Annotated in this window: 20 protein-coding genes; 15 read left to right on the forward strand and 5 right to left on the reverse strand. The window is 60.3% G+C overall.

Features of this window, described 5'->3' with window-relative positions; all coding sequences use genetic code 11:
* Nucleotides 1–3 precede the first annotated feature (3 nt).
* From LF252_RS02740 to LF252_RS02755, 4 genes are all read left to right on the forward strand, one after another.
* Nucleotides 4–1,725 carry a RagB/SusD family nutrient uptake outer membrane protein gene (locus LF252_RS02740; protein ID WP_226267175.1) on the forward strand — a complete coding sequence of 574 codons (1,722 nt, stop codon included), beginning with the start codon at nt 4–6 and terminating at the stop codon, nt 1,723–1,725.
* Between the two features lie 126 nt (nt 1,726–1,851).
* Nucleotides 1,852–3,186 (forward strand): sugar porter family MFS transporter, encoded by a 1,335-nt coding sequence (locus LF252_RS02745; RefSeq protein ID WP_226267177.1) that lies wholly within the window; start codon nt 1,852–1,854, stop codon nt 3,184–3,186.
* Nucleotides 3,187–3,315: 129 nt separating this feature from the next.
* On the forward strand, nt 3,316–4,206 hold the full coding sequence (locus LF252_RS02750; RefSeq protein WP_226267179.1) for a carbohydrate kinase family protein: 891 nt from the start codon (nt 3,316–3,318) through the stop codon (nt 4,204–4,206).
* Nucleotides 4,207–4,506: 300 nt separating this feature from the next.
* Complete coding sequence (locus LF252_RS02755) at nt 4,507–6,027, forward strand: glycoside hydrolase family 32 protein (protein ID WP_226267182.1); 1,521 nt, start codon at nt 4,507–4,509, stop codon at nt 6,025–6,027.
* A gap of 78 nt (nt 6,028–6,105) precedes the next feature.
* Here the strand turns inward: LF252_RS02755 and LF252_RS02760 are convergent, their stop codons facing one another.
* Nucleotides 6,106–6,531, reverse strand: a complete 426-nt coding sequence (locus tag LF252_RS02760) for a Fur family transcriptional regulator (protein ID WP_226267184.1) — start codon at nt 6,529–6,531, stop codon at nt 6,106–6,108.
* Nucleotides 6,532–7,215: 684 nt separating this feature from the next.
* Here LF252_RS02760 and LF252_RS02765 point away from each other — a divergent pair.
* The 11 genes from LF252_RS02765 to LF252_RS02815 all read left to right on the forward strand — a co-directional run bounded on the left by LF252_RS02765 (nt 7,216) and on the right by LF252_RS02815 (nt 19,643).
* On the forward strand, nt 7,216–8,619 hold the full coding sequence (locus LF252_RS02765) for an undecaprenyl-phosphate glucose phosphotransferase (protein ID WP_226267186.1): 1,404 nt from the start codon (nt 7,216–7,218) through the stop codon (nt 8,617–8,619).
* Nucleotides 8,620–8,743: 124 nt separating this feature from the next.
* On the forward strand, nt 8,744–9,526 hold the full coding sequence (locus LF252_RS02770) for a WecB/TagA/CpsF family glycosyltransferase (protein WP_226267188.1): 783 nt from the start codon (nt 8,744–8,746) through the stop codon (nt 9,524–9,526).
* Nucleotides 9,527–9,766: 240 nt separating this feature from the next.
* Nucleotides 9,767–10,660 (forward strand): glucose-1-phosphate cytidylyltransferase, encoded by an 894-nt coding sequence (rfbF, locus tag LF252_RS02775; protein ID WP_317197834.1) that lies wholly within the window; start codon nt 9,767–9,769, stop codon nt 10,658–10,660.
* A gap of 121 nt (nt 10,661–10,781) precedes the next feature.
* Nucleotides 10,782–11,873, forward strand: a complete 1,092-nt coding sequence (locus LF252_RS02780) for an NAD-dependent epimerase/dehydratase family protein (RefSeq protein ID WP_226267191.1) — start codon at nt 10,782–10,784, stop codon at nt 11,871–11,873.
* A 48-nt stretch (nt 11,874–11,921) separates the two neighbouring features.
* Nucleotides 11,922–12,473, forward strand: a complete 552-nt coding sequence (gene rfbC, locus LF252_RS02785; RefSeq protein WP_226267193.1) for a dTDP-4-dehydrorhamnose 3,5-epimerase — start codon at nt 11,922–11,924, stop codon at nt 12,471–12,473.
* Between the two features lie 61 nt (nt 12,474–12,534).
* On the forward strand, nt 12,535–13,875 hold the full coding sequence (locus LF252_RS02790; protein ID WP_226267196.1) for an NAD(P)H-dependent oxidoreductase: 1,341 nt from the start codon (nt 12,535–12,537) through the stop codon (nt 13,873–13,875).
* A 55-nt stretch (nt 13,876–13,930) separates the two neighbouring features.
* Complete coding sequence (locus LF252_RS02795) at nt 13,931–15,280, forward strand: class I SAM-dependent methyltransferase (RefSeq protein ID WP_226267198.1); 1,350 nt, start codon at nt 13,931–13,933, stop codon at nt 15,278–15,280.
* 107 nt (nt 15,281–15,387) lie between these two features.
* On the forward strand, nt 15,388–16,209 hold the full coding sequence (locus tag LF252_RS02800; RefSeq protein ID WP_226267200.1) for a sugar phosphate nucleotidyltransferase: 822 nt from the start codon (nt 15,388–15,390) through the stop codon (nt 16,207–16,209).
* Nucleotides 16,203–16,844 (forward strand): PIG-L deacetylase family protein, encoded by a 642-nt coding sequence (locus tag LF252_RS02805; RefSeq protein ID WP_226267202.1) that lies wholly within the window; start codon nt 16,203–16,205, stop codon nt 16,842–16,844. The genes LF252_RS02800 and LF252_RS02805 overlap by 7 nt, the downstream gene beginning before the upstream one ends.
* Before the next feature lie 52 nt (nt 16,845–16,896).
* Nucleotides 16,897–18,225 (forward strand): DUF4910 domain-containing protein, encoded by a 1,329-nt coding sequence (locus LF252_RS02810; RefSeq protein ID WP_226267204.1) that lies wholly within the window; start codon nt 16,897–16,899, stop codon nt 18,223–18,225.
* A 53-nt stretch (nt 18,226–18,278) separates the two neighbouring features.
* Nucleotides 18,279–19,643 carry a glutamate-1-semialdehyde 2,1-aminomutase gene (locus tag LF252_RS02815; RefSeq protein WP_226267206.1) on the forward strand — a complete coding sequence of 455 codons (1,365 nt, stop codon included), beginning with the start codon at nt 18,279–18,281 and terminating at the stop codon, nt 19,641–19,643.
* A 105-nt stretch (nt 19,644–19,748) separates the two neighbouring features.
* On the opposite strand, the gene LF252_RS02820 is transcribed toward LF252_RS02815, so the two are convergent.
* The 4 genes from LF252_RS02820 to gmd form a co-directional block, all read right to left on the reverse strand.
* Nucleotides 19,749–21,704, reverse strand: coding sequence for a glycosyltransferase (locus LF252_RS02820; RefSeq protein WP_226267208.1), 1,956 nt, complete (start codon nt 21,702–21,704; stop codon nt 19,749–19,751).
* Nucleotides 21,705–21,733: 29 nt separating this feature from the next.
* The gene (locus LF252_RS02825; RefSeq protein ID WP_226267211.1) at nt 21,734–22,963 is read right to left on the reverse strand and encodes a glycosyltransferase family 61 protein; all 1,230 of its coding nucleotides are present in this window, start codon (nt 22,961–22,963) and stop codon (nt 21,734–21,736) included.
* Between the two features lie 35 nt (nt 22,964–22,998).
* On the reverse strand, nt 22,999–23,955 hold the full coding sequence (locus LF252_RS02830) for a GDP-L-fucose synthase family protein (RefSeq protein ID WP_226267213.1): 957 nt from the start codon (nt 23,953–23,955) through the stop codon (nt 22,999–23,001).
* A 93-nt stretch (nt 23,956–24,048) separates the two neighbouring features.
* Nucleotides 24,049–25,161 (reverse strand): GDP-mannose 4,6-dehydratase, encoded by a 1,113-nt coding sequence (gene gmd / locus LF252_RS02835; protein ID WP_226267215.1) that lies wholly within the window; start codon nt 25,159–25,161, stop codon nt 24,049–24,051.
* Between the last annotated feature and the right edge of the window lie 161 nt (nt 25,162–25,322).

Below are 25,322 nucleotides of genomic sequence, written 5' to 3' on the forward strand. Positions count from 1 at the left end.
ACCATGAAATTCCTCAAACCCACCATACTGGCCCTGGGCCTGCTGGCTTCGGCCACGGCTTGTAACGATAGTAAGTTTCTGGACGTGGAGCCCATCGGGGCTCTCAGCGACGACCAGCTGAACACGCCCGCCAACATCGAAAAACAGGTTATTGCGGCTTACTCCCAGCTCGGCAACGACGTGTACCGGGCCCCCTACACCAGCATGTGGCCCTACGGCAACGTGCGCGGCGGCGACGCCTACAAGGGCGGCAACGGCACGGCCGACGTGGACGCCTTCCACTTCTACGAAACCTTCTCGTTTAACCGCGTGGACGTGGGCAACACCGACGAGCTGTGGTTCCTGATTTACATCGGGGTGTCGCGCTGCAACGATGCGCTGCGCCGGCTGGATGTGGTGGATGCCTCGGCCATGCCCAACAAAGCCGTGCGCCAGGGCGAAATGCGCTTCCTGCGCGGGCACTACTACTTCCTGCTGAAAGAGCTGTTTAAGCGCGTGCCCTACATCGACCAGTCGGTGCCCACCGATAAGTACGGCGACGTATCGAACGTGGACCTGACCAACGACCAGCTCTGGAGCAAGATTGCCGACGACTTCCGCTTTGCCGTGGCCAACCTGCCCGAAACCCAGCCTGAAATCGGGCGGGCTACCAAGTCGGCGGCGCAGGCCTACCTGGCCAAAACGCTGCTGTACCAGGCCTACGTGCAGAACGAAACCCACGCCGTAACCTCCGTGGATGCGGCCAAGCTGCAGGAAGTGGTGTCGCTGACCGATGCCGTTATCAGCTCGGGCAAGTACGCCCTGCACCCGGATTTCGCCACCAACTTCCTCACCGTGGGCGACAATGGGGTGGAATCGGTATTCGCCATTCAGTTTTCGCGCAACGACGGCACGCCCAAGGGGCGGGTGCAGCGCGGCAATGAGCTGGCCTACCCCATGAACCCCGACTACGGCTGCTGCGGCTTCCACCAGCCCAGCCAGAACCTGGTGAACTCCTTCAAGACCGATGCCCAGGGCCTGCCGCTGTTCACCACCTTCAACAACTCTGATTTGACCACGCCCCAGGATTTCCAGACCAACACCGTGGACCCGCGCCTCGACCACACGGTGGCCATTCCGTCGCACCCCTACAAATACTCGCCGCCGTTCATCTTTGAAACCTCCTGGCTGCGCGACCAGAATACCTACGGCGTGTACATGTCGATGAAGGAAACGGTGCTGCCCTCGGACCCCAGCTTCCAGAAAACGCCGCCCTTCATGGGCTCGTCCAAGAACTGGGCCCTCATCCGCTACGCCGATGTGCTGCTGTGGAAGGCCGAGGCGCTGATTGAGCTGGGCCGGCAGTCGGAAGCCCTACCCATCATCAACCAGATTCGGCAGCGGGCCGCCAACAGCACCGCCCGCCTCAAGACCACGGCCGGCACCAGCACCTCCAACTACAAAATTGGGCAGTACCAGAGTGGGCAATGGACCCAGCAGTATGCCCGCGAGGCCCTGCGCTTCGAGCGTCGCCTGGAGTTTGCCATGGAGGGCTACCGCTTCTTTGATTTAGTGCGCTGGGGCATTGCTGGGCCGTACCTGAACACCTACTTCGACAAGGAGAAAACCAAGCGCCAGTACCTGCAAACCGCCCGCTTCACCGTCGGCCGCGACGAGTACCTGCCTATTCCGCTAAATCAGATTAACTTCAGCAAAGGCCTGTATAAACAGAACCCGGGCTGGTAACTGGGCGAAGCTGTTAGCTGATGGCTGTTAGCTGTTAGCATCTATTCCGGCAAGATGGAGTAAGGAGTAGCTTCGTTTTTCACCTCACAAGCTACTAGCCAGCAGCTACTAGCTAACAGCTTAGCAATGAAAAACAACAACGTATTCTTCTGGTCCCTGGTGGTAGCGCTAGGGGGCTTTCTGTTCGGCTTCGATACGGCCGTTATTTCCGGGGCTGAGCAAGCCATCCAAAAGCTGTGGGCTCTCAACTCTGTAGAGCATGGCTTCACCATTTCTGTGGCCCTTATTGGTACCGTATTCGGGGCCATGTTTGGCGGTATCCCATCGGATAAGCTGGGCCGCCGGCAAACCCTGATCTGGATTGCCGTGCTGTACTTCGTGTCGGCGCTGGGAGCGGCGGTTACGTCCAACTGGGTGCTGTTTATGGTATTCCGGTTTCTGGGTGGTTTGGGCGTAGGAGCCTCATCTGTTACGGCACCGCTGTACATATCAGAAATAGCCCCGGCGGCTAAGCGCGGGCAGATGGTGGCCATGTTCCAGTTCAACATCGTGTTCGGAATTCTGATTGCCTATTTGTCAAACTACCTGCTGGCCGGCACCGGGCAGAATGATTGGCGCTGGATGCTAGGGGTGCAAGCTGTGCCGGCCGCAGCATTCTTTGGACTGTTGTTCCTTGTGCCCGAAAGCCCGCGCTGGCTTATTGGGCAGGGGCGGGTAGAGGAAGGTCGTGCTGTTTTGCAAAAAGTTGATCCGGCATCGGCTGATGAACTGGTAACTACAATTTTGACCACGAATACGAATGACCAAACCCAGGGCGGCGCTTCGTTGCTGGCTCCGCAATACCGCATGCCGGTACTGTTGGCGGTGCTATTCGCGGTGTTCAACCAAGTGTCGGGTATCAATGCCATCATCTATTACGCCCCGCGCATTTTCAAAGAAACTGGCCTGGGAGCTGAATCCGCACTGTTATCATCAGCTGGACTGGGCCTGGTAAATCTGATATTTACCCTGCTGGCTCGCCAGATCATTGACCAGTTTGGTCGTCGTAAGTTGATGTTTGTGGGGTCAGTAGGCCTGATTGTTACATTGGCTTTGGTGTCGTGGGCGTATGCCACGCATAGCTTTCAAGCGTTTGGCGGCATGCTAGTCCCAGGTCTGCTGTTTGTTTACATTGCCTTCTTCGCCTTCTCACAGGGCGCCGTTATTTGGGTCTTCATCTCCGAGATATTTCCCAATTCAGTTCGCGCTAAAGGACAGGCGTTGGGCTCCAGTACCCATTGGGTGATGGCCGCTCTGATTTCCTTTGCCTTTGTGCCGCTTTCAGAGAAAATGGGTGGAGCCTTAACCTTCGGTCTATTCAGCGTCATGATGTTGCTCCAACTGCTGTTCGTATGGCGCCTTATGCCCGAAACCAAAGGCACCAGCCTTGAGCAGATGGAAAAGACGCTGGTGCTGCATTAGTTGTTATAACGGTCATGCTGAGCTTGTCGAAGCATCTCTACCGCTTTGTTGAACAGCTCTAATTAAGCGGTAGAGATGCTTCGACAAGCTCAGCATGACAGCCGTTTTGAGACCCAATTTTCAAGTAAGATGTCTAATCAAATAGTCTGCTTCGGCGAAATTCTCTGGGACGTGCTGCCCACCGGCAAGCAGCCGGGCGGTGCGCCCTTCAATGTGGCCGTGCACCTACACCAGCTGGGCCTGCCCGTGGCGCTCATCAGCCGCGTCGGCGACGACGAGCTGGGCCAGGAGCTCACCGATTTTGTGGCCAGCAAAGGCCTTTCCACTGCGTACCTACAACAGGGCAAAACCCACCTTACCGGCGTAGTAAAAGCCAACGTGGACGACGCCAACGAGGTGACATACAAGATTGTGCAGCCCGTGGCCTGGGACTACATCCAGTACGAGCCCGCGCTGGAAGAGCTGGTGGCCCAGGCCGATATGCTGGTGTTTGGCTCCCTGGCTGCCCGGCAGGCCGGCACCCGCGAAACCCTGTACCGCCTGCTGGAGCACGCCCGCTTCAAGGTGTTCGATGTGAACATGCGCCCCCCGCACTATACCAAGGAAGTGGTGAAGTACCTGTTGGAAAAGGCCGACCTGGTGAAGATGAATCACCATGAGCTGGCCGAAATCATGGCCTGGTTCAGTGAGGAAACCGACCGGCCTACGGCTATGCGGTGGCTGGCCGAGCGGTTCGGGCTGCAGGCCGTGTGCGTAACCTGCGGTGCCGATGGGGCCCTGCTCTGGACCAACAACCAGCTGTACCAGGCACCCGGCGTAGCGGTGCCGGTGCGCGACACCATCGGCAGCGGCGACGCGTTTCTGGCGGCGCTGCTCAAAGGCTGGCAGGCCGGTCAGGAGCCCGGCGAAGCCCTGCGCTTTGCCTGCGCCACCGGGGCGCTGGTAGCCACCCACCAGGGGGCCACGCCCACCTTCACCGAAGCCGACGTGCACGCCCTGCAAGCGGTGTCGGCGGTGTAGCGACGCACTAATCCTAGAACGTCATTACGAACCATGGGAGGAATTCCGCGTGCTGACATTACAACTCGCTGAACGTCATGCGGAGCGCAGCGCAACATCTCGCTCGGCTGACGTCAGGATTACCATAGCAATTTCGGCACGCGAGATGCTGCGCTGCGCTCTGCATGACGTTCAAATAATTCTTTACAACAACTTCATCAGCACGCAGTATGCTTCGTCTTCGGCTCTGGATGACGAACAGGTGCACAACCAGCGCAGCATACGGAACAACCTCATTCTTCACCCCACCCATTTCTCCCGATGAAAAAATCCTTCCTGCTACCGCTGGCCCTGGCTTTTGGCGCTCAGCTGGCGCGGGCCCAGGCCCCGGCCGCGCCGGTGCCGCCCGCCACGCCGCAGTACCGGCCCGCCTACCACTTCACGCCCGCCGCGCACTGGATGAACGACCCCAACGGCATGGTGTACGTGAACGGCACCTACCACCTGTTTTTCCAGCACTACCCCGACGGGATGGTGTGGGGACCCATGCACTGGGGCCACGCCACCAGCCGCGACCTGGTGAGCTGGCAGGAGCAGCCTATTGCCCTGTTCCCGGACAAGCTGGGGATGATTTTCTCGGGCTCGGCGGTGCTGGATGCCAACAATACGGCCGGCTTCGGCAAGAACGCGCTGGTGGCCATCTTCACCTACCACAACCCCGACGAAGAGAAAAAAGGCACCAACAAGCACCAGTACCAGGGCATAGCCTACAGCCTCGACGAGGGTAAAACCTGGACGAAATACCCCGGTAACCCCGTGCTGCCCAACCCCGGCATTCAGGACTTCCGCGACCCGAAAGTTAGCTGGAACCCGGTGGCCAGGCAGTGGGTGATGACGCTGGCCACCAAAGACCGGATTACCTTCTACGGCTCGCCCAACCTGAAAACCTGGACCAAGCTCAGCGAGTTTGGCGAGAAGGTGGGGGCCCACGGCGGCGTGTGGGAGTGCCCCGATTTGTTCCCGTTGACCCTGAACGGCAAAACCCACTGGGTGCTGCTGGTAAGCATCAACCCCGGCGGACCCAACGGCGGCTCGGCTACGCAGTATTTCGTGGGGCAGTTTGATGGCAAGAAGTTCACGCCCACTACCACCACCGAAAAGTGGGTGGACTGGGGCAAGGACAACTACGCCGGCGTAACCTGGGGCAACACCGGGGCCCGCAAGATTTTCCTGGGCTGGATGAGCAACTGGGAATACGCCAACCAGGTGCCCACCTCGCCCTGGCGCAGCGCCATGACCGCCCCGCGTGACCTGGCATTGCGGCAGGTAGGCTCGGAAATCTACCTGACCTCGCAGCCCGTACCGGAAGTAGCCAAGCTGGCCCAGCCCGCCAGGCAACTCACCAACCTCACGGTAAAAAACGAGCTGAGCCTGGCCGACCAACTGCCCAGCCCCGGCCCGCAGTTTCAACTCAAAATGAGCACCCGGCAGCTGCAGGATTTTCAGTTGATATTCGGCAATGCCCAGGGCGAGGAACTGGTGGTTGGCTTCGACAAGGGCAAAAACCAGTACTACATCGACCGAAGCAAGGTGGGCGACGCTAGCTTCAGCCCGAAGTTTGCCGGCCGTGCGCCCGGTCCGCGCCTGGCTACCGGCCCCGCCGCCGACCTCACGCTCCTCTTCGACGCCGCTTCGGTGGAAGTTTTTGCCGATGGCGGCCTGACCACGCTGACGGATATTTTCTTCCCGAAACAGCCGCTCACCACGCTCAGCCTCCGGGCCCCCGGGGGCCTCACGGTGGATGCCCTGACCTACGCCCGTTTAGCCGCTTCGGTCAAATAATGAGCGTGCTTCCAGAAACAGCAACGGCCCACTCGCAGGAGTGGGCCGTTGCTGTTTCTGGAAGCAGAGTTCTACTGTCTATTTCTGGCAATCCTGGCACACGCCGGCCAGCAGATAGTCGCGGGTTTGGGCCTGAAACTTGTCGGGCAGCGTGACGGCCGGAATGGCTACTTGGTTAAGGCAGTAGATGTGTTGACACTGAGTACATTTGAAATGCACGTGGTCGTCGAGGTGGGCGAGGGCGCTACACTCCATGGAGCAGGCTGCGTAGCGCACGGTGTCGCTGGTGTCGATAACCCGGTGAATCAGGCCGCTTTCCTCGAAGGTTTTGAGCGTACGGTACAGCGTAATCCGGTCTACGTCGCCGCCCAGCTGCTGTTCTACCTCGTGCCCCGACAGCGCAAACGGCGACGCCGCCAACACCTGTAGCACGGCCCGGCGCACGGGCGTGTGGCGCAGCTTGTGACGGGTGAGGGTTTGGGCAATCGAATCGGGAGCGGTCATAACGCAGCAAAGATACGGAGTTTGCTACAGGCAAATCGGCTTCTGACCTCGGTAGTAATGCGGTGTGCATACGCACAAAAAAGGCCCCGACTCGTCAGCCAGGGCCTCTGTGTTGCAATAGGAAGCTCTTGCCGACAGACACACACCTGTAACTGTCCGGCAAGACGAAACTACGTAAAAGCTCGATAGAGCGTTATAAATTCAGGTTGAAAACACCATAAAAGTTTAATATAATCTGATCTACAGACTTTTATGATGTGTGCTTATTTGCCTCGTTTGAGGCTAATGGCAGCAGTGGTTTCATTCACATCGGCCACATTCGTGTCATTGGCTGACACCGGAAGCAGAGAAGTCACCCCGTCAAACGCCAGAAGTAGGCCGATAACTTACTCCTGTACTAAGCCTTAGTTACTACGCAACAACTAGAATTTTGTGTGTAATTGCCTGAATTATAAGTGTTTTAATAAAAATACTATGACTTTTTATCAACGCTCACAGGCATATGTGCATACTGGTTTTCATTTGATCAATCCTATAAATTTTAGTCTTTTTATGTAAAAAAGTCATATAAATTATTGTTTAAAACATAAATAATGTTTCCTTTGTACACAGAAAGTTGCTCTATTCTGTTCCAACCCGCCCGTTCTGCCTGAATCACCTGCACACACTTCTCCTCTCCGTCACATGGAACGTTATCGGCACTACACTGACGCTTCCCGCATCATTCTGCCCTTGGTAGACGTGCTGCTTGTTTTTGGAGCTTTTCGGCTGGCGGGCTACCAGCACCTGGGCTCCTGGGAGTTTAGTGGCTATTACCCGTTTTTCTACGCCATATTCGCCCTGCTATGGTGGATTTTGTCGGGGCAGTTTGCCAACATTTACCGCACCGACCGGCTGATTACTTATCCCGAAAAGTTGCTGTACCTGATTCGCACGTTTCTGCTGCACGCCGGGGTGGTACTGCTTGTGATTCTGGCGCTGCAGCTGTATTGGCCCCCCGCCGAGTATTTGTTTGCCGCCTACAGCTTCTCGATAACCGCCGTGGTGGCCGGGCGTTTCTTGATTACATTTCTGTACCGGACGTATCACCGCCACTTAGCCCGCCCCAGCCGCCGCTTTGTAATTGTGGGCGCCGGGCCCAGCGGACAGGAGCTGTACCGGTTTCTGGAGTCCCATGACCCCATTGGGAATCAGTTTATGGGCTTCTTCACGGATACGCCCGCTACGCTGCCCGCTACCTCGCAACAGCTTGTGCAGGGGCGGCTGGCCGATTTGAAAGCGTACTGCCTGCACGAGCAGATTGACGAAATCTACTTCGCCATGCCGCTGGACCGGCGCCAGCTTATTGAAGACCTGTCGCGCTTCGCCGACGACCATTTCTTGGCGTTCCGAATTGTACCCGATTTCCGCGGCACCGTCCGTAAAGACGTGAATGTATATTTCTACGACCACCTGCCCATTCTGACCATTCGGCACGAGCCGCTGGGTATGCGCGCCAACCAGGCAGTGAAACGCATGTTCGACATCGTGTTTTCGTTGGCCGTAATTCTGCTGCTGTTTCCGGTGGTACTCACGGCCCTGGCCATCCTCATCAAGCTCGACTCGCCGGGGCCCATATTCTTCAAGCAAATGCGGCCGGGTAAGCGCAACCAGCTGTTTCCGTGCTACAAGCTGCGCACCATGCGTACCAACCACGGCCAAACGGAGCTACAAGCCACCAAGGGCGACGCCCGCATTACCCGGGTAGGCCGCTACCTGCGCAAATACAATCTCGACGAGCTACCCCAGTTCTTCAATGTGCTGCTGGGCCACATGTCGGTGGTGGGGCCCCGGCCCAACATGATTTCGCAGCTGGAAGAGTACAGCAAGCACATCCGCACCTACCAAATGCGCCACGCCGTTACGCCCGGTATTACGGGCTATGCGCAGGTGAACGGCTTCCGGGGCGAAACCCGTGAGGCCGGTACCATGGAAAAGCGCGTGGAGTACGATTTGAAATACGTGGAGAACTGGTCGTTTGGGCTGGATATGAAAATCATCTTCCTCACCATTTGGAATATGGTACGCGGCGAGAAAAACGCCTATTAGCGGTGAAATAGTGAAGAGGTGAAACGGTGAGTTTGGCGTGCCACCTGTACAGGTGACGCAAACGATGCGCTTTCATTTCATTGCCTCACTGCTCTACCACCTCCACCATCTCACTATTCCACCGATGCTGCCCAAGCTGCCCGTTCTGGATTCGTGGATTTCGACTGGTACGCCGGCCGAGTTTGTGGCGGCCATCCTCCGGCTGGGTGCCATGCGCACATCGGCCTATGTGTGCTTTGCCAACGTGCACATGGTGGTGGAAGCGCAGCAGGACGCGGCTTTTCGGCAGATCCTGCACGGAGCCGCCCTGGTAGCGCCCGATGGTAGCCCGGTGGCCGCCGCGGTGCACCAGCTCAACCCGGGCAGCGCCCCCCAGCCCCGGGTGGCCGGCATGGATGTGCTGCCCCTGCTGCTGGAGGCCGCCGCTGCCAGCGGGCAGTCGGTGTACTTTTACGGTACTACCGAGGAAGTGCTGGCGGCCATGGTGGCCCGGGCCCGCCGGGAGCTGCCCACGCTGCGCATTGCGGGCACCTGCTCGCCGCCGTTTCGCCCGCTTACACCGGAGGAGGACGCCGCCGAAATAGCTGCCATTAACGCCGCCGACCCTGATTTAGTGTTTGTAGCGCTGGGCTGCCCGCGCCAGGAGCGTTGGATGGCAGCCCACCAAGGTGCCATTCGGGCGTGCATGCTGGGGGCAGGGCAGGCTTTTCCGGTGTATGCTGGCTTAGAGCGCCGCCTGCCCGTGTGGGCACGCAAGTTGTGGCTGGAATGGGCTTACCGACTGTGGCTGGAGCCCCGCCGATTGTGGCGTCGGTACTTGGTTACCAATTCCCGGTTTGTGTACCTGTTGGCGCGGCGCGTAACCGCGCAGTTGGTGGGCCGCCCGGCACCCCGGGCTATCGGATAAGCAGCACCCTTCAGGATTCGACGCGTGGTATCATCATATGAGTAAGTGTATTGTTATTGCAGGACTATAGAAAGTTATTTTTTATCTTATTGAAAAAATAGTAATAGTTTTTATTGACAATATTATAATATGCACTATATTTCAGAAACCTTAGCTAGTAGTAGCTACCGCCTGAATTCCTGGTTTGGGCTTGTTCTGCCGTCTTCTCTCAACTATCGGCTTTTTCAACTTCTGACGCGTATGAAAGCAGTAATTCTGGCCGGGGGCTACGGTACCCGCATCAGTGAGGAAAGCGGCGTGCGGCCCAAACCCATGGTGGAAATCGGGGGCAAGCCCATCCTGTGGCACATCATGAAAATATATGCCCACCACGGCATTCGGGATTTTGTAGTGTGCTGTGGGTACAAAGGGCACCTGATTAAGCAGTACTTCTCCGATTACTTTCTGCACAACTCGGACGTGACGTTCCGCATGGACCGCAACGAAATGCAGATTCACCGTAACCACGCCGAGCCCTGGACGGTGACGCTGGTAGATACTGGCCAGGAAACCATGACGGGCGGCCGCTTGCGCCGCGTGCGGGACTACCTGACTCCCGGCGAAACCTTCTGCCTGACATACGGCGACGGGGTAGGGGACATTGACATCCGGGCAGCCGTGCGCTACCACCGCCAGCAAGGGGTGCTGGCCACGCTCACGGCGGTGCGCCAGCCGGGGCGCTTTGGGGTGTTTAACCTCTCCGACGACAACAGCCGCATTGGCGCTTTCACGGAGAAGCCCGAAGGCGGCGAAACGCCCTGGATTAACGGCGGCTTTTTTGTGCTGGAGCCCGAGGTGCTGGACTACATTACCGATGACGACACGGTATGGGAAAAAGCCCCGCTGGAGCGCCTGGCCCAGGAAGGCCATCTGGCCGCCTTCCGCCACACCGGTTTCTGGCAGCCCATGGATACTCTGCGCGATAAAAACATGCTGGAAGAAATGTGGCAGCAGGGCCGGGCCAAATGGAAAGTATGGGACAATTCCCCCGAGCCCACTGACCCCGACCCCGTACTGGCCGAAATACTGGCCTCCCCGCTGGTTGCGCCCCCGTCTGAGCGGGTAGCTGCTCCCACCATTATGCCCGCCGACTAGCGGTGAAATTGTGAAGTGGTGAATTTGCCGTTCAGGCTGATTTCCATACACCACGCCGGCTGCTCCCGCCGCCCACAATTCCCTCACCATTTCACTACTTCACAATTTCACCTTTCACCGTATGCAACGGATTCTAATCACGGGTAACATGGGTTACGTGGGGCCCGGCGTGGTGCGCCACCTGCGGCAGCAGTTTCCGCAGGCCGAGCTGATTGGCTACGACATGGGCTACTTTGCCCACTGCCTGACCGGAGCCACGCGCCTGCCGGAGTCGCGCCTCGACCGCCAGATTTTTGGTGATGTGCGCCAGTTGCCGGAGGGGCTGCTGGAAGGCGTTGATGCCGTAGTCAGCCTTGCTGCCATCAGCAACGACCCCATGGGCCAGACCTACGAGCAGGTGACGCTGGACGTGAACTACCTGGCTACCATTGAGCTGGCCCGGCAGGCCAAAGCGGCTGGTGTGGGCTGCTTCGTGTTTGCCTCCTCATGCAGCATGTACGGGGCCGGGGGGGAGGGTGCTAAAACCGAAAGCTCGCAGCTCAACCCCCTAACCGCCTACGCCCGCTCCAAAGCCCTGAGCGAGCAGGACCTGCGCCCCCTGGCCGATGACTCTTTCGTAGTAACCTGCCTGCGTTTTGCCACGGCCTGCGGCTGGAGCGACCGGCTGAGGCTGGATTTGGTGGTGAACGACTTTGTGGCTGGGGCCGTGGCCGCCGGCGAAATCAGTATTCTGAGTGACGGTACGCCTTGGCGGCCCCTGATTCATGTGCAGGATATGGCCCGGGCCATTGAGTGGGCCCTGGGCCGCCCGGCCGAAGTAGGAGGGAACTTCCTGGCCGTGAATACCGGCTCCGACCAGTGGAACTACCAGGTGCGCGACCTGGCCTACGCCGTGGCTGATGCATTGCCCGGTACCCGCGTAAGCCTGAACGCTGCCGCCCCGCCCGACAAACGCTCCTACCGCGTGGATTTCAGCCTGTACCGGGAACTGGCCCCGGCCCACCAGCCTCAGCGCACCCTGGCCGACTCCATTGCCGAGCTGCGCGACGGACTGCTGGCCATGAACTTCCGGGATGCGTCCTTCCGCTCATCGGAGCTGATGCGCCTGCGGGTGCTCACCAGCCTGCGCACTGCTCATGAACTGGGCGACGACCTGAACTGGGTGCGGGCCAACAGTGTGCGCCCCGTACTGCAGCCAGCCCTGGTTGGCTAACCAACGCGCTGCCTATCCACCGTTCTATCACACCAAATCACCACCGCCATGATTTTTACCGAAACCGAGCTGGCCGGCGCCTACATTATTGATGTGGACCGTATGGCCGACGAGCGGGGCTTTTTTGCCCGCTCCTGGTGCGAAGACGAGTTTGCTGCCCACGGCATTCTGATGCCGCCCTTGCAGGCCAATGTGTCGTCGAACCCCCAGAAGGGCACCTTGCGCGGCATGCACTATCAGCTGCAGCCACACGAGGAAACCAAGCTGATTCGCTGCACCCGCGGCGCTATTTACGATGTGATTGTGGACCTGCGGGAAGAGTCGCCTACGTACGGGCAGTGGCTGGGTGTGGAGCTCACCGCCGACTCCTTCCGGATGCTGTTTGTACCGGGCCGCTTTGCCCACGGCTTTGTAACCCTGCAGGACAACACGGATGTGTGCTACCAAGTGTCGGCCAAGTACGCGCCCGGTTTTGAGCGGGGCCTGCGCTGGAACGACCCTGCCATTGGGATTCAGTGGCCCATTGCACCTACCCTGATTTCGGAGAAAGACCAGCACCACCCGGATTTCCACCTACGGGTTCCGGCGAGCGTCGAGTAAGCCGACTACCAAACGCCTTCCGCTCTTCAATCAGTTACCCAGCTTACTCACAACCTCACTCATGCTCATAGTTGATACTGCCCTGCAAAAGCGCCAGCGCGAAGGCCGCCCGATTCGGGTGGCCATGGTAGGTGCCGGGTTTATGGCGCGAGGCGTAGCCCGCCAGATCTGCTGCTACGTACCCGGTATGGAGCTGGTAGCCATTGCCAACCGCACCCCCGAGAAAGCCCGGGCCATCTATGCCGAAGCTGGCGTAACGGACGTAACCGAAGTAGCAAACGAGGCGGAGCTGGAAGCCTGCATTGCTGAAGGGCGCCCGGCCATTACGCATGATGCCCTGCTGTTCAGCCGGGCCGGGGGTATCGAGGCCATTATTGAGGTGACCGGAGCCGTGGAGCACGGAGCCCAGGTAGTGTTGGAGGCCATCCGGCACGGCAAGCACATCATTCTGCTGAACGCCGAGCTGGACGGCACCGTGGGGCCCATCCTGAAAGTATACGCCGACCGGGCCGGGGTAGTATACACCGTGGCCGATGGCGACCAGCCGGGCGTGACGCTGAACCTGGCGCGTTTTGTGAAAGGACTGGGCGTAACGCCGGTATTGTGCGGCAACATCAAAGGCCTGCACGACCCGTACCGCAACCCTACTACCCAGGAGGGCTTTGCCCGGCAATGGGGCCAGAACCCCAGCATGGTTACCAGCTTCGCCGATGGCAGCAAAATCAGCTTCGAGCAGGCCGTTATTGCCAATGCCCTGGGCATGCGGGTGGCGCGGCGCGGCATGCTGGGCCCCACCGTGGAGCCCGGCACGCCTATAACCAAAGCGGCCGAGTGGTACCCGCAGGAGCTGCTGCTAAGCGGTGGCCCCGGCATAGTGGACTACGTGGTGGGGGCCGAGCCCGGCCCCGGCGTATTTGTGCTGGGCACCATTGATGACCCCGTGCAGCAGCACTACCTCAAACTCTATAAGCTGGGCCCTGGGCCGCTGTACTGCTTCTACACGCCATATCACCTGTGCCACTTCGAAACGCCTACCACTGTGGCGCGGGCGGTGCTGTTTCAGGATGCGGCGCTGGCCCCGGCCGGCCCCATGTGCGTGGAGGTAGTAACGGCCGCCAAAGTGCCCCTGCAAGCCGGCCAAGTCCTGGATGGCATCGGGCACTACCACACCTACGGCCTGGCCGAAAACGCCGACGTAACGCAGCAGGAAAATCTATTGCCACTTGGCGTAGCCGAGGGCTGTATCCTGCGCCACGACGTACCCAAGGACCACGTGCTGACCTACGATGACGTGCTGGTGCCTGAGGGGCGCCTTATTGACCGGCTGCGCCGGGAGCAGGAAGAGTATTTTCGTGCGGTATCGGCCGAGCCAGCGCATGCAGCAGCTCACTCCGTCCTCTGACCCTGCCGCGCAAGGAGTTGCGGCCTAAATTTTTGCTTACACCCTTTCTTCCTGTATGGCAATGGAACAGGTAACGTCGTTCTCGCCCGTAGTCACTCTGCCCCGGCCCGAATCTCCGCTGGTAGGTACCCTGGAAGCAGAAATGCTGCTGACAAACCCTGTTGAGCCGCCCGCTAGTCCGTGTCGGTTTTGCGGGGCTCCGCTCGATTTTACGTTTGTGAACCTGGGTACCTCGCCCCTGTGCCAGGACCACGTGCGGCCCCACGAGTTCAACCGGGCCGAGGCGTTCTACCCGCTGCACGCCCGCGTGTGCCGGGAATGTTTCTTGGTGCAGCTGGATGAGTTTGTTACCTCCGAGGAGATATTCCAAAACGATTACGCCTATTTCTCCTCCTACTCGGCTTCCTGGCTGCGGCACGCCCGCCGCTACACCGATATGATGACGGAGCGGTTCCAGCTGACCCCCGATAGCCTAGTGATTGAAGTGGCCTCCAACGACGGGTACCTGCTGCAGTACTTTGTGGAGAAGAAAATTCCGGTGCTGGGCATTGAGCCGGCGGCCAACGTGGCCAGCTACGCGCAGGCCAAGGGCATCAACACTTTAGTGCGCTTTTTCGGCAGCGACACGGCCCGCTACGTGGCGGAGCTGAGCGGGAAGGCCGATTTGCTGCTGGGCAACAACGTGCTGGCCCACGTACCAGACATCAATGATTTTGTGGCCGGTATGCACTTGCTGCTGAAGCCAGATGGCATCATCACCATGGAGTTTCCGCACCTACTGCGGCTGATGGAGGGCAACCAGTTTGATACCATCTACCACGAGCATTTCAGCTACCTCTCGTTTTTCACCGTGGAGCAGATTTTTGCCTGCCACGGCCTCACGCTGTTTGACGTGGAGGAACTGCCCACCCACGGCGGCTCGCTGCGCATTTACGCCCGCCACACGGCTTCTGCCGCGCACCCCGTAACCAGCCGGGTGGCTGAGCTGCGGGAGCGGGAGCTGGCCGCCGGCGTCAACGACCTGGCTTACTACGCCAACTTTGAGGAGAAAGCCAAGGAAACCAAGCGGAAGCTGCTGGAATTCCTGATTGCCGCCAAGCGCGACGGTAAAACTGTGGTAGGCTACGGGGCCCCCGGCAAAGGCAATACCCTGCTCAACTACTGCGGCATCCGCACTGATTTTCTGGATTACACCGTGGATGTGAGCCCGCACAAGCAGGGGAATTTCCTGCCGGGTACGCGCATTCCCATCTGCCACCCCGACCGAATCCGGCAGACGCGCCCCGACTACGTGCTGATTTTGCCTTGGAACCTGCGCGAGGAAATTATGGAGCAGATGCAGGATATCCGGGAGTGGGGTGGCCGTTTTGTGGTGCCCATTCCGGAAGTACAGGTATTTGACTAGAACACCCAGCCACCTTGCTTCCCTTAGTGCCGGACTGCCTGCCCCAGCCCGGATAGTACGGCCCCGTCGGGCCGGTGTCGCCTCTGCCACCACCACACCAACCAATCATGAAAGTCGTTCTGTTTTGCGGCGGGCAGGGAATGCGCCTGCGGGAGTTTTCCGACCACCTGCCCAAACCTCTGGTGCCCTTGGGGTACCGCCCGGTACTGTGGCACGTGATGCGCTACTACGCGCACTTTGGCCACAAAGACTTTATTCTGTGCCTTGGATACAAAGCCGATGAAATAAAAAACTACTTCCTCAACTACAACGAATGCACCTCCAACGACTTTGTGCTCTCAAAGGGGCGGGAGGTAAAGCTGCTTAGCGCGGATATTGACGACTGGAACATCACCTTCGTGGATACGGGTCTGCACAGCAACATTGGCCAGCGGCTGAAGGCTGTGCAGCCGCTGCTGGAGGGCGAGGAAATGTTTCTGGCCAACTACAGCGACGGACTGACGGACCTGGACCTGCACCAGCAGATGGCCGATTTTTCAGCCTCCGACGCGGTGGCAGGCTTTATGGCCTACCAACCTACGCAAAGCTTTCACGTGGTATCGTTCGGGGACTCCGATGAGGTAGCGTCCATCAGTCCTATTGCCAGCTCCGGCCTGTGGATCAACGCGGGTTATTTCGCCTTCCGCCAGGAAATCTTTGACTACCTGGGGCCCGGCGAGGAGCTGGTGGAGCAGCCGTTTCAGCGCCTGATCCGGGGTGGCCGGCTACAGGCCCACCGCCACGAGGGCTTCTGGGCGGCGATGGATACGCTCAAGGATAAGCAGGAACTGGAGAAGCTTTCCGCGCACGGCGCTGCCCCCTGGGAAGTGTGGGCCACCGCCCCCAAACACCGCCCATATGCCACTCCTGCGCGCATGGCCGTATGCTAGGACTGCTACCCGCCGCGCCCTTGCGCCTGCTGTGCCTGGGCGCCCACTGCGACGATGTGGAGATTGGCGCGGGGGGAACCGTACTGCAGTGGCTGCAGCAGGGCCGGGTGGAGGCCGTGCACTGGGTGGTGTGGGCCGCCACCGACGAGCGGGCCCGGGAGGCCACGGCCAGCGCCGAGCTGTTCCTGCAAGCCGCGCCGCCCGGGGCCGTTTCCATCACCGTGCATCGGTTTTCGGATGGCTCGTTGCTGGCCGAGCGTAGCGCCATCAAGGCAGAGTTTGAGAAACTGAAAGCATTTGCGCCTAACCTGATTCTGACCCACTACCAGCACGACCTGCACCAGGACCACCGCCTGGTTTCGGAGCTGACCTGGAACACGTTTCGCAGCCACCTGATTCTGGAGTACGAAATTCCGAAGTACGATGGAGACCTGGGCAATCCGGCCGTGTTTGTGCCCCTGCCGGCTTCGGTGCTTGACCGGAAGCTGCACCTGCTGCGCGAAGGGTTTCCGAGCCAGGCCGGCAAGCACTGGTACGACGACGAAACCTTTCGGGCCCTGCCCCGGCTGCGTGGTATCCAGAGCGCCACGCCCTACGCCGAAGCATTCTACGCCCGCAAGCTGGTGTGGCAGTAACCCGGAATGTTGAGTTGTTGCTAATCACCGGATACCAGCATCCTGTATGGCTATGTTGATTTCTTCCGCTCCTTCGCCCCCCGCTGCCGCCGCAGCCCCCACGCCCGGCGTGGCCATGCACGCGCTGCTGGAGCGTCTGTACCCCATCTGCCGCAGTATCACGGGCGACGGGGTGCGGCAGACGCTGGCTATCCTGCGCGAATACCTGCCTGAGCTGCGGGTGCACGAAGTGCCCAGCGGTACGCCCGCCCTCGACTGGAAGGTGCCCGCCGAGTGGAATATTCGGGACGCGTGGGTGAAGAATGCGGCCGGTGAGCGGGTCATTGATTTCCGGCAGCACAATTTGCACATTCTGCAGTACAGCACGCCGGTGCACGGCTGGTTTTCGCGCGCGGAGTTGGACGCGCACCTGTTTTCCCTGCCCGGGCAGCCGGACCTGATACCCTACCGCACCAGCTACTATCAGCCCAACTGGGGCTTTTGCCTCAGCCAGCACCAGCGCGACCAGCTGCAGGATGAGTACTACGAAGTGTGCATCGACAGCTCGCTGGACGAAAATGGCTTCCTGACCTACGGCGAGCTGCTGCTGCCCGGCACTAGTCCCGATGAAGTGCTGCTGTCCTGCCACTGCTGTCACCCTTCGCTAGCCAACGATAACCTGTCGGGGCTGGTGGTGGCGGTGTTTCTGGCCCTGGAGCTGGCCCGCCAGCCCCGCCGCTACACCTACCGGTTTGTTTTCGGGCCGGGTACCATTGGCTCCATTGCGTGGCTAAGCCAGCACCGGGATACGGTGGGCCTGATTCGGCACGGGCTGGTGCTCACGCTGCTGGGCGGCCCCGGTCACTTCACCTACAAGCAAAGCCGCCGGAGCACGTCCGAAATTGACCAGGCCGCCGCCCTTGTATTGCAACACAGCGGGCACCCGTACGCCATACGTCCCTGGCTACCCTACGGCTACGACGAGCGGCAATACTGCTCCCCTGGGTTCAACTTGCCGGTGGGCTGCCTATCGCGCACCCCGTTTGGCGAGTTTCCGGAGTACCACACCTCCGCCGATAACGTGCAGTTTGTAGAGCCCGCGCAGCTTTCGGAGAGTTTGCAGGTGGTCCAGGTCCTGTGCGAAACCTTGGAAGCCAACCGCACCTACCGCAACCTGCAGCCCTACGGCGAGCCGCAGCTGGGCCGCCGGGGCTTGTACAAGGGAGTCGGTGGCGGGCAGGAAGGGGCCGAGTGGCAGATGGCTTTGCTGTGGCTGCTCAACCTCTCAGATGGCCAGCACAGCCTGTTGGCCATTGCCGGGCAGGCTGGCCTGCCGCCGGCGTTGCTGCACCGGGCGGCCCTGGCCTTGCAGGCCGCCGAGCTGCTGGCCCCCGTGCCCTAGCGGCGCGCTGTCTCTGCTTTTTTCATCTATCCTGTGTTGTCATTCTCCGCGCCATGCTGAAATCCACTTATCCCGCACCCGCCACGACTCTGGATATTGAGCCCGCGGCCCGCCTGTTCATCCGCTCCCAGCAGCTGCGGCCGCGCTTCAATGCCGCAATTCCAGGCGGGAGCCACACCTATGCCAAGGGCGACGACCAGTTTCCGGAAAATATGGCACCCTACATTGTGCGGGGCAAAGGTACGCATGTGTGGGACGTAGATGGCAACCAGTTTGTGGAGTTTGGGGCCGGCCTGCGCTCGGTAACGCTGGGCCATGCTTACGAGCCGGTGGTGCGGGCCGCGCAGCGGCAGCTTGAGCTAGGAGCCAACTTTGGCCGGCCCGCGCTGCTGGAGCTGGAAACGGCTGAGGAATTCCTGGCCTTCACAGGGGCCGGCGACATGGTGAAATTTGCCAAAAACGGGTCCGATGTGACCAGCGCCGCCGTCAAGCTGGCCCGGGCCTACACCGGCCGCAACTTGGTGGCCGTGTGCCAGGACCATCCGTTTTTCTCCGTAGATGACTGGTTTATGGGCACTACGCCCATGCAGGCCGGCATTCCGGAAGCTGTGCGCCAGCTCAGCGTGCCATTCCGGTACAACGACCTGGCAAGCCTTGAAACCCTGCTGGCCCTGCACCCAAGGCAGGTGGCCTGCGTGATAATGGAAGTAGAAAAGGATCAGCCCCCGCTACCCGGTTACTTGGTAGCCGTGCAGGCCCTGTGCCGCCGCGAGGGGGTGGTGCTCATCTTCGACGAAATTATTACCGGGTTCCGGTGGCACAACCGGGGGGCGCAGCACTGCCACGGTATCCAGCCCGATTTGTCCACCTTCGGCAAGGCCCTGGCCAATGGCTTCAGCCTGGCCGCCTTGGCCGGCCGGCGGGAGCTGATGGAGCGGGGCGGGTTGGAACACCCCCACGAGCGAGTTTTTCTACTTTCCACCACGTACGGTGCCGAAACGCACGCGCTGGCCGCCGCTCGGGCCGTAATGCAGGTGTACGAGCAGGAGCCCGTGGTGGAGCAGCTATATGCCCTGGGCGAACGGCTGGCCCTGGGGTTCAACCAGGCAATTGTCAGCCAAGGCTTGCAGCAGCACGTGCAGCTGCTGGGCCGCCCGTGCTGCCTCACTTACGCCACCCGCGACGAAGCCGGGCAACCCTCACAGGCCTTACGGGCCTTGTTTCTGCAGGAAACCATGCGGCGAGGTATCATGTGTCCTTCCTTCATCACCAATTATTCCATGACGGAGGCCATCATCGATGAAACGGTGGAGAAGCTGCACGAGGCACTGGCAGTATATAGCCAGGCCCTGCACGAGGGGGTAGATAAATATCTGGAGGGCCGGCCGCTGAAAGTGGTATATCGGCGCTATAACTAACGGCTACCACCAGCGCAAAGCGCCCAAAAACCCAGTACCCGGCTCCAGGAATAACAGGTTCTGGAGCCGGGCACTGGGTCTTGGTTTAGATGAATACAGGCACTGCTACACTGATGGCCGTAGCCAGCCGATGCGGCGCAGCGACGGGGGTGTGAGCTGCAGCCGGGCCAGTACCTGCAACCCCAGCCGCACCGGCAGCCATTGCGCCGGTACCGGCAAGTGCCGTAGCTCCGGCAGGGCCAGTAGTTTCAGTACGCGCTGAGCGGCAGCAGCATCGTGCCGCCGCAGGGCGCGGTATGCACCCGCCAGCACAAACTGGTGAAAGAAGCGCCCCTCGGCCCGGAGCAGCTGCCGTTCCGGAAGGAGCTGCAGGGCGCGGGCCTTCTGAAAGATGCGCAGCAGCAGGTGAATATTCTGCTCGTGAAATACGCCGGTAGTCAGTGCGCCCTCGTGCACGGTGTACGCGGCCGTAAGGGCGGGCACCTGCAACACCCCAGCGTAGGCAAATACCCGGAGCCAGAGGTCGGTGTCGTCGGTGTCGTGCTGCGAGAGGTCGGGGCCGCCAGTGCGCAGATACGCCTCCCGGCTAACTACCAGAGCCGGTATGCGCACCAACGCCGAGTCGGTGAGCAGGGCCTGCACGGCGGCGCGGGGCTGCAGATAGGTGGTGCGTTCCGGCAGCTGTCGGAGTACTTCCCGGCGTTCAGCATCCACCACACTCACCCCAAACAGCACCGCGTGGTTGGTGTGCTGCACCAGCCGGAGCGTCTGCAGCATGGTAGCCAGGCCGCCAGGTAGCAGGTAATCATCGTCGTGCAGCATCAGAATGTAGTGCCCCCGTGCCCTCTCTACGCAGGCCACCCAGTTGGTGGCGGCATTGCAACCCGGGGCGTTGCGGTAGTAGCGCCACTGGGCGGCTGGCTGGTCGGCCAGCACGTGGGTGGTTATCTGCTCACTATAGTCATTTTGGGTGGAGTTGTCAGAAACCACTACCTCCACTTCCGCCGATAACGGCCCAATGGAGCGGAGTGCCCGGGCCAGCAGTTCGGGTCGTTGGTAGGTGGGCACGCAAATGCTCAGCAGGGGCTCCGTGGGGGCGTGGCTGACTGCCTGCCAAGGTAGGGCTGCCCGATGCTGCACCATTTTGCGGGAAGCCCACACGCCGCGCCAGTTCTGCCACAAGTACCGCACGGCCTGCAACGAGCGGGGCTCGGCCACTAGCGCATACCCAATAATGGCCAACTGGCGGGGTATAGTGCGGGCCAGCAGGGCCAGCGCCTTGCGGCCCGGCGTGTTTTTGAGCAGCAGCAGCCACTGGTTTTTCACGGCATCCACCTTAATGGCCCCGTTCAGGCGGCGGCGCAACTTTAGGTTAGCCGGCTGAAACACGCGCGGGTGCAGCGCCCGGCAGGCAGGTTCAAACCAGGTGCGCCAGCCAAACAGTTGGCCCCGCCAAGCAATGTCCCAGTCCTCTTTGTGGGCAAAGAAGCGAGAATCGAAAAACTCACCCTGAACGCGCAAATCATCAATAAACGTGCGGCGGTACAGCGGCAAGGCACCGTCGGCCCCATCCACGTAGGTGCCCTGCAGGGGCTCGGTTTCGTTGAGTGGCTGGCCGTGGAGCCGCAGGCTAAAGCGTCCGTCGGGTAAGGCCATCATACCGGCGCTGTCGATGCGGGCTTCGGGCCCGAGGCTCTGCAGCAGCAGGCCGCACACGGTACCAACCTGCTCATTAGCTTGCATGGCTTCCAGGGCCTTTTCCAGATAATCGGGTGTCATTTCCACGTCGGGATTTACCAGCAGCACCCAGGGGTGCGTGGTGCGGTCGAGGGAGAAATTGTGGCCCCCGCAAAACCCCGTGTTCTGCGCCTGTCTGTAGAGGCGGATGCGGCCGTCGAGGGCGGCCAGCGCGGCTACCCGCGCGCATGTATCGTCGTGGGAGTCGTTATCGACCACCCATAACTCAAAATCCGTGAACGTCTGTTGCAGGGCCGAGTGCAAACACGCCTCAATAGTAGCGGCACTATTCCAGGTAACAACGGAAAGCAGAACGGCAGGCATAGGAAATTGAGGAAAGGGGCACCGAAAAATCAGGTCAGGGCAGCCTGTTGCTGCAAAGCCGTTTCAAGCAGCGCCCGGAGTTGCGGCAGGTCAACGAGCAGGTCGTCGCGCTGCGCATTCACGCGGGCCGAACTAGCGTGCGGTGTAGTGCCAACTAAATACTGGTAGCCGATGCCGAGACGGGCCGTCAGCTCCAGAAAATCGGGCACCACAAAGCTTTGCGGGAATAGCTCAATCAACTGCGCGTCGGGCGGTGCCACCACAAGGTTAGCCAAACCAGCCCCCACCGATGCCACTACCACCCGCGCCTGGGCAAACAAGGCAATCTTCTCGGCCTGGGAGTAAGGCGTCAGCACGTGCGTTTCAAACCCGTATTCCTGCAGCAGCGCCTCCATTTCAGGCTCATTGAGGATGTGCCGGCCTGGAGCGTCGCGGCGGCTGATGTAGATGTAGGGGCTGAACGTGCGGCCCACGGAAGGGGCGGGCAGCAGTGTGCGGCGCAGAAACTCGCAGGCCCATTCGGGGGTGTGCGTGAGGCGGCCGCGCACGGCCGACGTGGCCAAGAGTTGCCGGGCCCGCAGGTGGGGCGTAGTGCGCACATCCAGCAGCCGCTCGGGCCCAATGCCCAGGGGCGCCAGCGTATCCAGCACAAACTGCTTGCTGGCGTCATACACCACAAAGTAGTCTACCTCGTCCAGCAGGCCGGCGGCTTGCACCAGGTGCAGCCGGGGCAAGGAGTCAACCAGCCAGTGGTAGTAGTTGCCGCTGGCCGCCCCACCGCCCGAAAGCAGGCTGCACACCGTACCCGGAATATCCAGCGGCTCCTGAAAGTAGCGTTGCTGGAAAATGTTGTTGCGCTCCGGCGGGGTCAGGTTCCACTCGTGGCTACTGTACTGGAAAGAGGCGTCGCCGACCAGCTGGTTATCAGCCGTAATAATGGCTACGCTGTCGAAGTTGTCGGCGTACAGTCGGCCATTGGTGAGGGCTACTACGAAGGCGGGCGGCACCTGCTCGGTCGTGTGGGGCTTGTCGTGCAAGCCGGCGTACTCCGAGGCCAGCGCGTAGAATGCCGGCGGAATATCCAGCTGCGAGGTGTACGCGGGCACTATCTCCAGGTAAGTAGCCCCGCTGCCCGGCTGGGCGGCCAGCTCTTGACTGCTGTAGTGCACGCCAGTGGGGCGCTGATGCAGGTTGTAGGGCACCCACTCCCGGAGCAGGCGGGCCACTTTGCGCTGAGTCCGAATCACAAGGTCATGCATAGCAAAGCGCGTTACGTGAGGGGAAGGAGGGAGGCCTATGCCAGTTGGGGCTCTGAGTGCCGCGTGGCTCGTTTCCAGTCGGCCGATTGCAGCACGGCCTCAATGCCTTCGCGCAGGCCAATGGAGTGCTGCCAGCCCAGCGCCGTAAGCTTGCTTACATCCAGGAGCTTGCGGGGCGTGCCGTCGGGCTTGGCAAAATCAAAGAGGATTTCCCCCGCGTACCCGGTCAGCTCCGATACCAAATCAGCCAGCTCCTGGATGCTAATGTCGCGGCCGGTGCCAATGTTGATGGGTTCGGCCCCGTCGTAGTGCCGCAGCAGGTGCAGGCAGGCATCGGCCAAATCATCTACGTGCAGAAACTCCCGCCGGGGCGTGCCCGTGCCCCACACCTGCACCCGGGGCAGGCCCAGCGCGGCGGCTTCGGAGAATTTACGCAACAGCGCCGGCAGCACGTGTGAGTTCTGCAGGTCGTAGTTGTCGCCGGGGCCGTAGAGGTTGGTGGGCATCACCGAAATGAAGTTGCAACCGTACTGCTGCCGGTAGGCCTCGCACAGCTTGAGGCCGGCAATTTTGGCAATGGCGTAGGGCTCGTTGGTGGGCTCCAGCGGACCGGTGAGCAGATAGTCTTCCTTGATGGGCTGCGGGGCTAGCTTGGGGTAGATGCACGAGGAGCCCAGGAACAACAGCTTCCGCACGCCGTGGCGCTGGCTCTGGCTGAGCACGTTGTTCTGAATCTGCAGGTTGTCGTACAGGAAATCGGCCCGGTAGGTGTTGTTGGCCACAATGCCGCCCACTTTGGCGGCGGCCAGCAGCACGTATTCCGGGCTTTCCAGGGCGAAGAAATCCTCCACGGCAGCTTGGTCGCGCAGGTCCAACTCCTGGGAGGTGCGCAATACCAGGTTATGGTAGCCGGCTTGCCGCAGCCGCCGCACCAAGGCCGCGCCCACCATGCCCCGGTGGCCGGCTATGTAAATTTTAGCGTTGATATCCATTGGGGGAGAGAATGCTTGGTGACAGAAGTATGGGACACGGCCCGAGGACGTGGAACCAGCTGAACAGCAGCCAGGAGCCGGCAGGCCGGGGTGCTATTCGTCGTGGTACATAATCTGGTGGCCGGCTTCCAGCAGCACTGCGTCGCGGCGGAACAGGCGCAGGTCAGCCTGCACCATATCCTGCACCAGGGCCGGCAAATCGTACTGGGGCTCCCAGCCTAGCTCGGTTTTGGCCCGCGTGGGGTCGCCGATCAGCAGTTCAACCTCGGTGGGACGGAAGTAAGCGGGGTCCACAGCTACCACTTCCTGGCCAATGGGGAGTTGAAAGTCCGGGTGCTGGCAGGCTACCACAATGCCCCTTTCTTCGGCCCCGGTACCGCTGAAACCCAGCTCAATACCCAACTCCGCAAAGGCCAGCCGCACAAACTCGCGCACCGTAGTGGTTACGCCGGTAGCCACCACATAGTCGCGGGGGTGCTGTTGCTGGAGCATGCGCCACATGGCCTCCACGTAGTCCTTGGCGTGGCCCCAGTCACGCTTGGCGTCCAGGTTGCCCAGGTACAGCTTGTCCTGCAGGCCCAGGGCAATGCGGGTGGCGGCGCGGGTAATCTTGCGCGTCACGAAGGTTTCACCCCGTTGCGGGCTTTCGTGGTTGAACAGGATGCCGTTGCAGGCGTACATGCCGTAGGCCTCGCGGTAGTTTACCGTAATCCAGAAGCCGTAGAGCTTGGCTACGGCGTAAGGCGAGCGGGGGTAGAAGGGCGTGGTTTCGCGCTGGGGCACTTCCTGCACCAGCCCGTACAGCTCGGAGGTGCTGGCCTGGTAGATGCGCGTTTTGTGCGTGAGGCCCAGAATGCGCACCGCCTCCAGCAGCCGCAAGGTGCCAATACCGTCCACGTCGGCCGTGTACTCGGGCGTGTCAAACGAGACCTTCACGTGCGACATGGCCCCCAGGTTGTAAATCTCATCGGGCTGCACCTCCTGCACAATCCGAATCAGGTTGGTGGAGTCCGTCAGGTCGCCGTAGTGCAGCTTAAAGCGCACGTTCTGCTCGTGGGGGTCCTGGTAGAGGTGGTCAATCCGCTCGGTGTTGAACATGGAAGAGCGGCGCTTAATCCCGTGTACTTCGTAACCCTTGCTCAGTAGCAGTTCTGCCAGATAAGAGCCATCCTGACCTGTAATGCCCGTAATGAGTGCGCGCTTCATAGATGCGTAGTGAGGAGTGAGTGAGCAAACCAACAACACAAGTTCTATTAGAACTATTACGACAAATAATTGCATTATAATTCATATATCCAATCAATTCTATTGAAATATTTACTAAAAATATTGTTTAAGGTAAATAATGTCGTTTAGTCAACAAAAAA

Origin of the sequence: Hymenobacter pini, from assembly GCF_020421205.1 — a bacterium.
Classification (GTDB): Bacteria; Bacteroidota; Bacteroidia; order Cytophagales; family Hymenobacteraceae; genus Hymenobacter; species Hymenobacter pini.

What these genes read in the sequence shown, in the direction of transcription:
- rfbF (WP_317197834.1), top strand. Translation starts at nt 9,767, where the DNA reads ATGAAAGCAGTAATTCTGGCCGGGGGCTACGGTACCCGCATCAGTGAG.
- LF252_RS02750 (WP_226267179.1), top strand. Translation starts at nt 3,316, where the DNA reads ATGTCTAATCAAATAGTCTGCTTCGGCGAAATTCTCTGGGACGTGCTG.
- LF252_RS02795 (WP_226267198.1), top strand. Translation starts at nt 13,931, where the DNA reads ATGGCAATGGAACAGGTAACGTCGTTCTCGCCCGTAGTCACTCTGCCC.
- gmd (WP_226267215.1), bottom strand. Translation starts at nt 25,161, where the DNA reads ATGAAGCGCGCACTCATTACGGGCATTACAGGTCAGGATGGCTCTTAT.
- LF252_RS02820 (WP_226267208.1), bottom strand. Translation starts at nt 21,704, where the DNA reads ATGCCTGCCGTTCTGCTTTCCGTTGTTACCTGGAATAGTGCCGCTACT.
- LF252_RS02765 (WP_226267186.1), top strand. Translation starts at nt 7,216, where the DNA reads ATGGAACGTTATCGGCACTACACTGACGCTTCCCGCATCATTCTGCCC.
- LF252_RS02800 (WP_226267200.1), top strand. Translation starts at nt 15,388, where the DNA reads ATGAAAGTCGTTCTGTTTTGCGGCGGGCAGGGAATGCGCCTGCGGGAG.
- LF252_RS02790 (WP_226267196.1), top strand. Translation starts at nt 12,535, where the DNA reads ATGCTCATAGTTGATACTGCCCTGCAAAAGCGCCAGCGCGAAGGCCGC.
- LF252_RS02780 (WP_226267191.1), top strand. Translation starts at nt 10,782, where the DNA reads ATGCAACGGATTCTAATCACGGGTAACATGGGTTACGTGGGGCCCGGC.
- rfbC (WP_226267193.1), top strand. Translation starts at nt 11,922, where the DNA reads ATGATTTTTACCGAAACCGAGCTGGCCGGCGCCTACATTATTGATGTG.
- LF252_RS02760 (WP_226267184.1), bottom strand. Translation starts at nt 6,531, where the DNA reads ATGACCGCTCCCGATTCGATTGCCCAAACCCTCACCCGTCACAAGCTG.
- LF252_RS02825 (WP_226267211.1), bottom strand. Translation starts at nt 22,963, where the DNA reads ATGCATGACCTTGTGATTCGGACTCAGCGCAAAGTGGCCCGCCTGCTC.
- LF252_RS02740 (WP_226267175.1), top strand. Translation starts at nt 4, where the DNA reads ATGAAATTCCTCAAACCCACCATACTGGCCCTGGGCCTGCTGGCTTCG.
- LF252_RS02810 (WP_226267204.1), top strand. Translation starts at nt 16,897, where the DNA reads ATGTTGATTTCTTCCGCTCCTTCGCCCCCCGCTGCCGCCGCAGCCCCC.
- LF252_RS02770 (WP_226267188.1), top strand. Translation starts at nt 8,744, where the DNA reads ATGCTGCCCAAGCTGCCCGTTCTGGATTCGTGGATTTCGACTGGTACG.
- LF252_RS02815 (WP_226267206.1), top strand. Translation starts at nt 18,279, where the DNA reads ATGCTGAAATCCACTTATCCCGCACCCGCCACGACTCTGGATATTGAG.
- LF252_RS02745 (WP_226267177.1), top strand. Translation starts at nt 1,852, where the DNA reads ATGAAAAACAACAACGTATTCTTCTGGTCCCTGGTGGTAGCGCTAGGG.
- LF252_RS02755 (WP_226267182.1), top strand. Translation starts at nt 4,507, where the DNA reads ATGAAAAAATCCTTCCTGCTACCGCTGGCCCTGGCTTTTGGCGCTCAG.
- LF252_RS02830 (WP_226267213.1), bottom strand. Translation starts at nt 23,955, where the DNA reads ATGGATATCAACGCTAAAATTTACATAGCCGGCCACCGGGGCATGGTG.
- LF252_RS02805 (WP_226267202.1), top strand. Translation starts at nt 16,203, where the DNA reads ATGCTAGGACTGCTACCCGCCGCGCCCTTGCGCCTGCTGTGCCTGGGC.